The following is an 11,938-nucleotide window of genomic DNA, read 5'->3' as shown; positions in this document are numbered from 1 at the left end:
CGACTGCCCGGCCGACTGTGCGATCGGCCGTGCGGTCAGCGCTCCAGCAGGTCGCGCAGTGCTGCGGCGATCGAGGCAGGGTCCTCCTCGGCCATGAAGTGCCCCGCTCGGGTCAGCCGGTGGTCCAGGTCCGGCGCCCACGCCCGCCACACCCCGGTGGCGTCGTAGCCGAGCTGCGCGCCCCAGTCCTGCTGGACGACCGTCACGGGCATGGCGAACCGCGTCCCGGCGTCCAGGTCCGCCTGGTCGTGCCTGACGTCGATGCCCGCCGAGGCCCGGTAGTCCGCGACGATCGACGGCACCGCCGCGGCGCTCGCCCGCAGGTACTCGGCCCGTACCTGCGCGGGCATGGCGGTCGGGTCATCGGCCCAGGCGTCGAGGAACGAGCCGAAGAACGCGTCCGCGCTGCCCGCGATCATCGCTTCCGGCAGGCCCGGCGGCTGCGCCATCAGGAAGAGGTGGTAGCCGACCGCCGCCGAGACGCCGTGCAGGACGTTCCACATGTCGAGCGTCGGCACGATGTCGAGGATGCCCAGGTGCGTGATGGTCTTTGGGTGGTCCAACCCGGCCCGGAAGGCGACCAGGGCACCGCGGTCGTGCCCGGCCAGGGCGAACCGCTCATGGCCGAGCGCACGGGCGAGCGCGACGATGTCGGCGGCCATGGTCCGCTTGGCGTACGCCGTTCCGTCGGGGTTCTCGGCGGGTTTGTCGCTGGCGCCGTAACCTCGCAGGTCGGGGCAGATCACGGTGTGGTCGGCCGCGAGGTCGGCGGCCACGTGCCGCCACATGAGGTGGGTCTGCGGGAAGCCGTGCAGCAGCACGACGGGGCTGCCGCTGCCGCCGACGGCCGTGTGCAGGGCGACGCCGTCCGCGACGGGTACGCGCTGCGATACGAAACCGGGGATGGCGGAGGGGACACCGGAGGGGACGCTGGAGTCATGGGAGAACATGCTCCGAGGCTGCCGCCCGCGGATCAGCACCCGGTCAGCAAAGCCGGTCGGCCCACGGGCACGGAGCACGGGCAGGGAGGTCGCATGGAACCGGTGGTGTTCCGGGTGCTCGGGCCGGTCGGTGCCGAGCGCGACGGTGCCGCCCTGGCCCTGAAGGGCCCGCGCCACCGTGCCGTCCTGGCCCGGCTGATCGTGGCCCGCCGCCGGGTCGTGCCGGTCGGCCGGCTCGTCGACGACCTGTGGCAGGAGCCGCCGCCGAACGCCGTAGGCGCCCTGCGGACCTTCGTCGGCGACCTGCGCCGCGCCCTGGAACCGGAGCGCCCACCGCGGACACCGGCCCGGCTGCTGGTCACCGAGGGACCCGGGTACGCCCTGCGCGCCGACCCCGGCACCGTCGACGCCCGGCGGTTCGAGGACGCCGTGGCCGAGGCCGCCGCGGCGGCGCCCGAGCGCGCCCTGGCACGGCTCGAAGCGGCGCTCGCGCTGTGGCACGGCCCCGCCTACGCGGACTTCGCGGGCCAGGAGTGGTGCCGGGGCGAGCGGGCCCGGCTGAGCGAACTGCGGCTGCACGCGGTGGAACGGCGGGCCGGGGCCCTGCTCGCGCTCGGCCGGCCCGCCGAGGCGGTGCCCGACCTCGACGCGCACGCCACCGCCCACCCCTGGCGCGAGGAGGGCTGGCGGCTGCTGGCGCTGGCGCTGTACCGCACGGGCCGGCAGGCGGACGCGCTCGCCGTGCTGCGCCGCGCCCGCGCGGACCTGGCCGACCGGCTCGGCCTCGACCCCGGCGTGGCGCTGCGCCGCCTGGAGGCGCGGATCCTTGCCCAGGACCCCGGCCTGGACGGCCCGGCGGAACCGTCCCAGGCGGCGGCCCGGCTGTGGACGCGGGCGGCCGAGGCGTACGACCGTACGGTGGCCGCCGGCGCCAGGGCCCGCCTGGAGTCCACCGTGGGCCTGCTCCGGAACCTCGCGGTGACCGGCGGCGACGGTCTCGCCGAGTCCCGCGGGCACCGGCTCGCGGCGGTGACCGCGGCCGAGGAGACCGGCGACGCGGAGCTGACCGCCCGGGTCATCGGCGCCTTCGACGTGCCCGCGCTGTGGCCGCGCGCCGACGACCCGCAGGCGGCGGAGCGTATCGTCGCCGCGGCCGAACGCACCCTCGCGGCGCTCCCGCCGGACGCGCCGCACGAGGCGGCCCGCTGCCGTCTCCTCGCCACCGTCGCCGTGGAGATGCGCGGCACCCGCTCGCCGCGCGGCCCGGCCGCCGCCCGCGCGGCCGAGGAGAGCGCCCGCCGCCTCGACGACCCCGCGCTGCTCGCCTTCGCCCTCAACGGCGTCTTCATGCAGTCCTGCACCCGCGCCGGTCTGGCGCCCGTCCGGGACGCGACCGGCGCGGAACTCGTCGCGCTCGCGGCCCGGCACGGCCTGGTCACCTACGAGGTGCTCGGCCACCTCGTCCGCGTCCAGGCCCGCGCCGCCCTGGCCGACTTCGCGACCGCCGACGCGCACGCCGCCGCCGCGGACCGGCTGTCCCGACGGCACGAACTACCGCTCGTCGGCGTGTTCACCGCCGGCTACGCGGCCCTGCGCGCCGCCGCGACCGGCACCGCGGCGCAGGCCGAGCACGCCTACCGGTCGGCGTACGCGGCGCTCGACGCCTGCGGCATGCCCGGTCTGACGGCGGGGCTGATCCCGCTGACCCGGCTGTCCCTGACCCTGCGGCCGGACCGCCCGGCCGCCGCCGCTGCCGTCGATCTCGCCGAGGACTGGGGTCCCTACCGGCCGTGGGCGCGACCGCTCGCCCTGCTCGGGGCGGGCCGCACCGGGCAGGCCCACGCGGCCGTGCGCGGGCTGCCCGAACCGCCGGCCGACCTCATGTACGAGGCGCTGTGCTGCCTGACGGCCGCCGCCGCCCTGGAACTCGACGACCCCGGACTGCGGTCCGTCCTCGCCGCCCGGCTGCGTCCCGCCACCGGCCAGCTGGCGGGCGCCGCGAGCGGATTCCTCACCTTCGGACCGGTCGCCGACTGGACCGAGGCCCTGCGGGCCTGACGGCGGCCCCGGCCCCGGCCTCGGCCGGATCCCGCCCGTGCACGGCAGTGGACATGACCGGTTGGGGCTCCCGACACTCTGTCATCTGAGAGACTTCACGCACGCCACAGGCGGCTGACGGATTCCGTACGGTTTCGGGGGACCCATGGACATCGAACTGTCCGATCTGCTCACGTCACTTCGCGCGGAGATCGACCGCGCCCGGCTGGCCGCGGCCGGCCAGGACGTGCGGTTCCGCATCAACTCCATCGACCTGGAACTCCAGGTCGCGGTGGAGAAGACCGCCGAGGCCAACGCCGGGGTGAAGTTCTGGGTGGTGTCGCTGGGCGGCAAGGGCGGCGGCAAGACCGCGCACACCCACACCGTGAAGCTCAGCCTGGCCGCCGAGACCGACGACGGCGAGCCCGTCCTCACGGACGACGACGTCTCGAACCTCTTCCCCGCGGGCTGAGGGCTGAATGGCCCCGATCGACAAACGCAGGGTCGCGCAGGTACTCGTCGCACGGGACGGCGGGCACAAGTACGGCTCGGGCTATCGGATCAGCACCCGGCTGATCCTCACGGTGAAGCACCTGCTCGGCCAGGACGCCGACCCGGCCTGCACGGTGCTGCTCGGCCGGGACAAGGACCCCCTGCCCGTCACCGTCGCGTGGCGGAGCAAACGGCAGGACCTGGCCCTGCTGCGCCTCGACGAGGTGCCCGCGGGCCTTCCCTCCGTACCGCGCGTCGACTTCGGCAGCCTGCCGGACGCCGTCGGCAGCGTGCCGTTCACCGGCGTCGGCTTCCCGGCGTTCGCGCAGCACGCCGCCTCGGACCGGTTCGAGGGTCTCGACCGGCGCGAGAGCTGCGACTTCGAGGGGAACATCCGGCTCGGCTCCAACCTGAAGTCGGGGCTGCTCGGTCTCACCATCACCACGCACCTGCCGCGCGAGCGGGGACCCGACGGCCAGGACGCCTGGCAGGGTGTCTCCGGCACGGCCCTGTTCGCCCACGACCGTTATCTGGTCGGCGTGCAGGCCCACCGGCTGCCCGCCGCCGGGACGGGCAGCGCGGAGGCCGAACCCGTGGCCCAGGCGCTGCGCGACCCGGAGTTCGCCGCCGTGCTCGCCGAGGACTTCGTACCGGCCCGTGCCGTGCCGCTGGACCCGCCCGCCCGCGAACCCGTGCGCCCGCGGCTGCGGGCCGTCATATCCCAGGCCGAACTCGTCGAGGGCTTCAGCGACTTCGAGAAGAACCTCACCCCCGAACGGCTGCCGTTCGTCTCACCGGGCAGCGACGACGCCGCCGCCCCGCGGAAACTGCTCACCAGGCTGGTGATGTCCGAGGACCGCGGTGTGCTGCTGCTGGGCGCGGCGGGCACCGGAAAGAGCCGCACCGGCCTGGAGGTGGGCCGGCTCGCGCTGGAACAGGGCTGGCGGGTGCTGCACGTCCTGCCCCACAACCAGAGCGAGACGATCACCGAGCAGATAGCCGACCAGGTCTTCGCGGACGTCGGCGACGTCCTGGTGGTGATCGACCTCAACGCGACCAGCCTCGATCTGCTGGCGCTGCGCCACCACCTGCTCCCCGAGGCCCGCCGCCGGGGCATCACCCTGGCCCTGCTCGCCTCCGCGCGGCCCGGCTGGCTGATGAAGGCGGATCGCGCCCTGGTGTACGAACTGTTCGACGAGGTGCAACTGCGGCAGGACGAGGCGTTCCAGCGGCAGGTCACCGACAACGTCCTCCAGGTGCTGGCCCCCACGGCCGTACGGGAACTGGGCCGGGACCGGATGCTGGCGGTCAGCGGCCACCGCCCCATCGTGGCCCTGCTGATCGCCCGCGAGATCGAACGCCGGGTCAAGGCGGGCCTCAGGTCCATGCCCGAGACGGCTGGCCTGCGGAACGGCGGTGAACTGCCCGTCTGGCTGCGGGGACGGCTGCGCGAGGACGGGCTCACCGTGGCCCGCCGCCCCCGCATGTACACGCCCGCCCGCGCGTCGCACGACCTGGTCGCCGCTGCCGCCGCCGCGGCGGCCTGCCCGCAGGAACACGCCGAGGTGGTGGCCGCCGCCCGAGCGGCGACGGCCGGGGCCCCGGCCGGGGCGCCCGCGGCCGACGACATCGTGGCGACCCTGGTGTCGCTGGGCTGGCTGGAGACCCGCGACGGGGTGCTGTCGGTCGCCCACGACATCGTCGCCGACCAGCTCGTCGAGTCGGTCATGATCCCGGAATCCGCTGCCAACCCGGACGTCACCGGCACCCACGCGTTGCTCGCCGGCTGCCTCACCAGCGCCCGTACCGTCGGCCGGTACGCCGCCACCGTCGGCCGGATCGTGGGCGACCTGGGCCTTGACGGCCGGGCCGCCAAGAGCACCGCGGTGCTCGACGGCTGGTTCACCGAGCACGCCGCGGCCATCGGCCGGCTCATGCGGCACGACTCGGACATCGGCGGGTACGCGCTCGGCGCGATCTGCTCAGGACCGCCCTGGTCCGCCTCCGCCGTGCACAACTGGGAACACGTCGTCAGCCCCTGGCTCCAGGACCACGGCGCCGGCCGCGACGCCCGGCACGTGCTCCACCGCGGGCTGCGCCACCTGCCCGGCGACGGAGCCCTGCTGCTCGTGCCCACCGCGCTCGACTGGCTCGAAACCCACGGGCTGACCAGCGAGGCCGGTTATGTCACCGGCCCGCTGCTGTCCCGCACGGACGTGCCCGCCGAGGCCGTACGGCAGGTCGTCACCAGCACCCTGGCCTGGCTCGACCAGCACACCACGCACCCCGGCGCCGGCTATGTCATCAGGCCACTGCTCGCCCGCACCGACCTGCCCGTCGACGACGCCCGGCGGGTGCTGGCCGCTGCGCTCGTCTGGCTCGACCGCTACGCCGCCACGCACAGCGCCGGATACGTCCTCAGCACCCTGCTGCCGCGCTCCGGCCTGACCGCCGAGGACGCCGCACGGGTGGTGTCCGTCGCCGTCGGCTGGCTCGACCACCATGCGACGGCCCCCGACGCCGGCTACGTCCTCCGGCCCCTGCTGTCCCGCCCCGACCTGGGCCCCGCCGCGGCCGGCCGCGCGGTCCGCGGCGCGCTCGCCTACCTCGACCTGCACGGAATCACCGACAAGGCCCCGTTCGTCCTCGGCCCGTTGCTCGCCCGCACCGACCTCGGCGCCGACGACACCCGGCGGGTGCTCGCGGCGGCCCTCGGCTGGCTCGACCACCACGCCGACGCCGCGGAGGCCCGCTTCGTCCTCGGCCCGCTGCTCGCCCGCACCGACCTCGGCGCCGACGACGCCCAGCGGGTGCTCGGCGCGGCCCTCGGCTGGCTCGACCTGCACCCCGGTGGCATCGAGGCCGAGTCGGTCCTCTCCCGGCTGCTCCAGCACCCCGGCCTGGACCCCGACGACACCCGGCGGGTGCTCACGGCGGCCCTCGGCTGGCTCGACCTGCACGCCACCGACGTGGATGCCGAGTTCGTCCTGTCCCGGCTGGTCCTGCGGACCGATCTGGACCCCGCCGACGTCCGCCGGGTCAGCCGTGCCACCCTCGCCTGGCTCGACCGGCACACCGGCGCCGAACGGGCCAAGTTCGCCCTCGGCCGGCTGCTCGCGCTGTCCGACCTGACCGAGGCCGACGTGCGACGGCTGGCCGCCGCCGCCCTCGGCTGGCTCGACCTGCACGCCGCCGAAGACGCCGGCTACGTCCTCAGGCCCCTGCTCGCCCGCACCGACCTCACCCCGGACGAGGCACGGGGTGCGGTCACGGCCGCCCTGGTGTGGCTCGGCCACCACGGCGACAGCGACGCCGGCTACGTCCTCAAACCGCTGCTGTCCCGCCCCGACCTGACGGCGGCCGACGCCCAGCAGGCGATCCGCGCCGCGGTGGCCTGGCTCGACCGGTACGAGACCACGTCCGGCGCCGGCTACGTCCTCAACGGCCTGCTCGGCCGCGACGACCTGAACCCCGGCCAGGCCCGGCGGGCGCTCGCGGCGGCCCGCACCTGGCTGGACCGGCACGCCGCCACGTCCGACGCCGGATACGTCCTCGGCCGGCTGCTCGCCCACCCCGACTGCCCGCCGGCCGAGGCCCAGCGGCTGCTGCCCGCCGCGCTCGCCTGGCTCGGCGAGCACGCCACCGGACCCGAGGCCCGGCTCGTCCTCGACGCCCTGGACTCCCGCACCGATCTCGGCACCGACGACACCCGGCGGCTCGCCTCGACCTTCCTCACCTGGCTCGAATCCCACGCCACCACCGCGAAGGCCCAGTACGTCCTCAACACCCTGCTCACCCGCAGCGACCTCACCGCCGACCAGGCACAGCGGGCCGCCACCGCGGCCCTGACCTGGCTGGACGACCATCTCGCCACGCCCGGCGCCGGTTTCGTCCTCGATCCGCTGCTGGCCCGCGGGGACCTGTCGGCCGCGGCGGCGGCCCGGTCGGTCGCGGCGGGCCTCGGCTGGCTCGATCTGCACGCCGCCACCCCGAGCGCCCAGTTCGTGCTGAACGCGCTGCTGGCCCGCACCGACCTCGGCACCGCCGACGTCGGGCGGGCCCTGGCCCACACGGTCGTCTGGCTCGACGGGCACGCGGCCACCGCGGAGGCCCGTTTCGTCCTGGACCCGCTGCTCGCCCGCGCCGACCTCGGTCCGCAGACCGCCCGGCAGACGGCCGAGGCGGCGCTTTCCTGGCTGGACGACCATCTCGCCTCGCCCGGCGCCGGTTTCGTCCTCGATCCGCTGCTGGCCCGCGGGGACCTGTCGGCCGTGGCGGCGGCGCGGGCGGTCACGGCGGCCCTCGGCTGGCTCGACCAGCACGCCACCGCACCGAAGGGCCAGTTCGTCCTCAAGGCGCTGCTCAGCCGGAACGACCTGCGGTCCGCGGACGCCCACCGGTCGGCCCGCACCGCCCTCGCCTGGCTCGACGAACGGGCCTGCGGCCTCGGCGCCGGCTACGTCCTCAAACCGCTGCTGGCCCGGTCCGACCTGACCGGCGAGCACGCCCGGCGCGCCGCCGCGGCCGCGTTCACCTGGCTCGACCAGCACGCCCTCACCATCGACGCCGCCTACGTGCTCGGGCGGCTGCTCGCCCGTACCGACCTCACCGACGAGCACGCCGGGCGCGCGCTGGCCCACGCCTTCGCCTGGCTCGACGCGCACCCGTCCATGGCGGAGGCCCGTTTCGTACTCGCCTCGCTGCTCACCCGCCCCGAGCCGACCGGCGAAGCCGACGGCGGCGAATCCGGCGGCGGCGAATCCAGCGGTGAGCCGGCCGCCCAATCCGGCGGCGGCGAACCCGGCGGTGAGTCGGCCGCTGAACCCGGCGGCGGGCCGGGCGGCGAATCCCGCGGTGAGTCGGCCGCCGAATCCGGCGGCGAGTCCGTCGGCGGGCCGGGCGGCCGGTCCGTCAGTGTGGCCCTCGCCTGGCTGACGGGGCACGGCGGCTCCTTCGGCGCCGGACACGTCCTCGACCCGCTGCTGGTCCGCCGGGACCTGTCGGCCGACGACGCCCGGCGGACCGTCACCACCACCCTGGCCTGGCTCGACCGCTACGCCGCCGCCGCGAGCGTCGCGCACGTCCTGCGACCACTGCTGGAACGCACCGACCTCACCCACCCCCAGGCCCAGCGGTCCGCCGGCCTCGCGCTCCGCTGGCTAGGCCACCACGCCGCCGCCCCACGCGCCCGGTTCGTCCTCGGCCCGCTGCTCGCCCGCCCGGACCTCGCCGCCGAGCACACCCGGTCGGCCCGCCCGCTGGCCCTCGCCTGGCTGGACGGCCACACCACCGCGGCCGGCGCGCCGATCGTCCTCAGACCGCTGCTGTCCGACGACGCCCTCACCCCCGAGGACGCCCGGCGTACGGTCCTGGCCGCCTTCACCTGGCTCGGCGAACACGCCGCCGCCGCACGGGCCCGGTTCGTCCTCGGCCCGCTGCTGGCCCGCACCGACCTGCCTGCCGCGGACGCCCGGCGGGGCATCACCCTCGCCTTCGCCTGGCTGGACGACCACGGGACGACGGAGAAGGCCCGGATGGTCCTGACCGCCCTGCGCACGCGCCCCGACCTGCTGCCCGAGGAGATCCACAGACTGGACGGCCTCGCTGCCGCGCCGGACGCCGCGCCGGACGTTCCGCCGGATGCCATGCGGGATGCGGCGCCGGATGCCCCGCCGGATGTCCCGCCGGACGTCCCACCCGATGCCCGGCCGGACGCCGCCGGATAGGGGCCGGGCAGCGGCCGGGCAGCGGCTGGGCAGCGGCCGGGGCGCGAGCGCGAGCGCCCGGGAACGGGCCAGCGCCCGCAGCGCCGGGACGCGGTCGACGCGCAGCGCGGTCACCGGGTCGTGCAGGTCCTCGCCCGCCCCGGCGCCGGTGTTCCCGCCGGCCCCGGTACGCGTCAGGCCATCCAGAAGAAGACCGCGGTCATCCGCTTCTGCTCCAGCGTGCCGCCCCAGTATCCGGTGGCGCTGTGCACGAGGTTGGCGCGGTACAGGAGCAGCCGGTTGTACCGGTGCGGGACCCGTACGTCCTCCGTGAAGGCGTCCGGCGCCACGAACCGCGTGCCGAGGGCTTCGACGAGGTTGTTGTGCGGGGCCTGGACGACGTTGCCGCCGAGCCGCCCGCCGGGCAGGTACTGCCGGAAGAAGCTCGTCCCGCAGTTCCGGGGCACGGCGGGATTGAGGTAGAGCACGGCGGCGTACCGGCACAGCGCGCGCGAGTCGGTGTGCGGGCGCGGGTCGCTCTCGCCCTCGCCGACGACCTGCACGCAGTTGTGGTTGAGCGTGCCACCGCCGGGCGCCCGCTGCACCCACAGTTCCCTGGCCCCCGTCGCCCGCTTCACCAGCCGCTCGACGCGGGCGAGTTCGGCGGGTTCGAGACCGGGCATGGTCCGCAGCCCCGGCCAGGTCTCCGCCGTGTACGGATAGCCCTTGGCCCAGTCGTCCCGGCCCAGGCAGCGCCGGCGCACGGCGTCGACCCCGGGCAGGACGTCGTCCAGCACCCAGTAGTCCCGCCCCTGGGCGGGCTTGCGGTAGGGCAGGACCGGGAGCGCCCCGGGAACCCGGGACGGAGGCTGTGGGGGCATGCGGCGAATCTAGAACCGCCCCGAGCCCCGACTCTCCCGCGAACAGGTCAACTCTTCTTTGCCAACTCCAGGGGCGCTGCCGGTACTTGCCCGACGGTGCGCTAGGAACCGAGCCAGGCCGTGGTGTCCGGCGGCAGGACGGTGCCGTTCTCCGCGAGCGGGCCGCTGCCGAGCAGCACCTCCCCGGGCGGCAGCCGCACCGGGCCGTCCGACAGGTTCACCACGCACCGCCAGCCCTCCGAGCGGGCGAAGTGCAGGATCCCGGCCGGGTTGTCCGGCGCCCAGGTCAGCGTCTCGCCCTCCAGCAGCTTGCGGCGCAGCCGCAGGGCCGCCCGGTACAGCTCCAGCGTGGAGCCCGCCGTACCGGCCTGGGCCTCCACGGCGTACCCGGCGAAGGAGGCCGGCTGCGGCAGCCAGGCGGCGCCCGGACCGAAGCCGTACGAGGGGCCCGACACCGTCCACGGCAGCGGCACCCGGCAGCCGTCGCGGCCCTTGCGGGTGTGGCCCGTCTGTTCCCAGACCGGGTCCTGGAGCACCGCCTCGGGCAGGTCGGCGGCCTCGGGCAGGCCCAGTTCCTCACCCTGGTAGAGGTACGAGGAGCCGGGCAGCGCCAGCATGAGCAGGGTCGCCGCCCGTGCCCGGCGCACGCCCGCCGCCTCGTCCACCGCGGGCGCACGGCCGCCGGACAGCAGCCAGGCGTCGAGGTCCGTGCCGGGCGGCAGCACCAGCCGGGACGCGTGCCGGATCACGTCGTGGTTGGAGAGGACCCAGGTGGCGGTGGCGCCCGTGGCGCGGGCCGTGGCCAGTTCGTCGGTGATGAGCCGGCGCAGCGCGTCCGCGTCCCAGCGTGCCTCCAGGTACTCGAAGTTGAAGGCTTGGCCGAGTTCGTCGGCGCGGGCGTACAGGGCGCGGCGGGCGCCCGGCACCCAGGCTTCGGCGACGGCGGTGCGCGGCGGGGTGTAGGCGTCGAAGATCTTGCGCCAGTCGCGGTAGATCTCGTGGACCTCGTCCCGGTCCCAGTAGGGGTGCGAGCCGGGCGGCACCCGGTGCAGGGACTCCTCCCCGGTGGCGCCCACGTCGCCGATGTCCCGCAGCGGCTCGGTCAGGTCCTTGGCCAGAGCGTGGGCGACGTCGACGCGGAAGCCGTCGACGCCGCGGTCGGACCAGAACCGCAGGGTCCTGCGGAAGTCGGCGCGGACCTCCTCGTCGCCCCAGTCGAGGTCGGGCTGCTCGGGGGCGAAGAGGTGGAGGTACCAGTCGCCGTCGGCCACCCGCCGCCAGGCGCTGCCGCCGAACACCGACTGCCAGTCGGTGGGCGGGAGTTCGCCGTGCGCGCCGCGGCCCGTACGGAAGACGTAGCGGTCGCGGGCGGGCGAGCCGGGGCCCGCGCGCAGGGCTTCCTGGAACCAGGGGTGCTGGTGCGAGGTGTGGTTGGGGACGATGTCGACGATCACCTTCAGGCCCAGGCGGTGGGCCTCGGCGACCATGGCGTCGAAGTCGTCCAGGGTGCCCAGGCGCGGGTCGACGTCCCGATAATCGGCGACGTCGTAGCCGCCGTCGGCGAGTTCGGAGGGGTAGAAGGGGCTGAGCCACAGGGCGTCCACGCCGAGCGCGCTCAGGTGGGTCAGGCGTCCGGTGATGCCTTTGAGATCGCCGAGGCCGTCACCGTCGGCGTCGGCGAAGCTGCGGGGATAGACCTGGTAGATCACGGCCTGTCGCCACCAGTCGGGGTTCCTGGACGAAATGTCGGTCACACCAGCTCCCTTGTGAGCGGTCTCGGTCGACGGCGGGGGGGTACCAGGAAATCTGTCCACATGGTGGGGAAAGCGAAACTCCGCGCCGGGCCTTCCGCCCTCCGGTGCGCACCGTACGCGCCGTACGC

Annotated in this window: 6 protein-coding genes; 3 read left to right on the top strand and 3 right to left on the bottom strand. The window is 75.5% G+C overall.

What is annotated here, in order from left to right; translation table 11 throughout:
* Nucleotides 1-35: 35 nt before the first annotated feature.
* Nucleotides 36-950 carry an alpha/beta fold hydrolase gene (locus tag ACFC09_RS10315; RefSeq protein WP_376525560.1) on the bottom strand — a complete coding sequence of 305 codons (915 nt, stop codon included), beginning with the start codon at nucleotides 948-950 and terminating at the stop codon, nucleotides 36-38.
* A gap of 84 nt (nucleotides 951-1,034) precedes the next feature.
* On the opposite strand from ACFC09_RS10315, the gene ACFC09_RS10310 reads away from it, so the two are divergent.
* The 3 genes from ACFC09_RS10310 (at nucleotide 1,035) to ACFC09_RS10300 (ending at nucleotide 9,196) form a co-directional block, all read left to right on the top strand.
* On the top strand, nucleotides 1,035-2,999 hold the full coding sequence (locus ACFC09_RS10310) for a BTAD domain-containing putative transcriptional regulator (protein WP_376525558.1): 1,965 nt from the start codon (nucleotides 1,035-1,037) through the stop codon (nucleotides 2,997-2,999).
* A 145-nt stretch (nucleotides 3,000-3,144) separates the two neighbouring features.
* Entirely contained in the window at nucleotides 3,145-3,450 is a 306-nt protein-coding gene (locus ACFC09_RS10305; protein ID WP_376525557.1) for a trypco2 family protein, read from the top strand.
* Nucleotides 3,451-3,457: 7 nt separating this feature from the next.
* Nucleotides 3,458-9,196 (top strand): hypothetical protein, encoded by a 5,739-nt coding sequence (locus tag ACFC09_RS10300; protein WP_376525555.1) that lies wholly within the window; start codon nucleotides 3,458-3,460, stop codon nucleotides 9,194-9,196.
* Nucleotides 9,197-9,369: 173 nt separating this feature from the next.
* Here ACFC09_RS10300 and ACFC09_RS10295 read toward each other — a convergent pair whose 3' ends face one another.
* Entirely contained in the window at nucleotides 9,370-10,056 is a 687-nt protein-coding gene (locus ACFC09_RS10295) for a DUF6445 family protein (protein ID WP_376525553.1), read from the bottom strand.
* Between the two features lie 101 nt (nucleotides 10,057-10,157).
* Nucleotides 10,158-11,810: a glycoside hydrolase family 13 protein gene (locus ACFC09_RS10290; protein WP_376525552.1), complete on the bottom strand. Its 1,653-nt coding sequence runs from the start codon at nucleotides 11,808-11,810 to the stop codon at nucleotides 10,158-10,160.
* Nucleotides 11,811-11,938: the final 128 nt, after the last annotated feature.

It is taken from the genome of Streptomyces sp. NPDC056161, from assembly GCF_042268025.1.
In the GTDB taxonomy this organism is placed as follows: Bacteria; Actinomycetota; Actinomycetes; order Streptomycetales; family Streptomycetaceae; genus Streptomyces.
Note: the sequence above shows the minus strand (reverse complement) of the source record. Positions and strands in the feature narration are given on the sequence as shown.

Excerpts from the sequence above, each read along its gene's own strand:
- ACFC09_RS10300 (WP_376525555.1), top strand. The coding sequence starts at position 3,458 with ATGGCCCCGATCGACAAACGCAGGGTCGCGCAGGTACTCGTCGCACGG.
- ACFC09_RS10295 (WP_376525553.1), bottom strand. The coding sequence starts at position 10,056 with ATGCCCCCACAGCCTCCGTCCCGGGTTCCCGGGGCGCTCCCGGTCCTG.
- ACFC09_RS10310 (WP_376525558.1), top strand. The coding sequence starts at position 1,035 with ATGGAACCGGTGGTGTTCCGGGTGCTCGGGCCGGTCGGTGCCGAGCGC.
- ACFC09_RS10315 (WP_376525560.1), bottom strand. The coding sequence starts at position 950 with ATGTTCTCCCATGACTCCAGCGTCCCCTCCGGTGTCCCCTCCGCCATC.
- ACFC09_RS10305 (WP_376525557.1), top strand. The coding sequence starts at position 3,145 with ATGGACATCGAACTGTCCGATCTGCTCACGTCACTTCGCGCGGAGATC.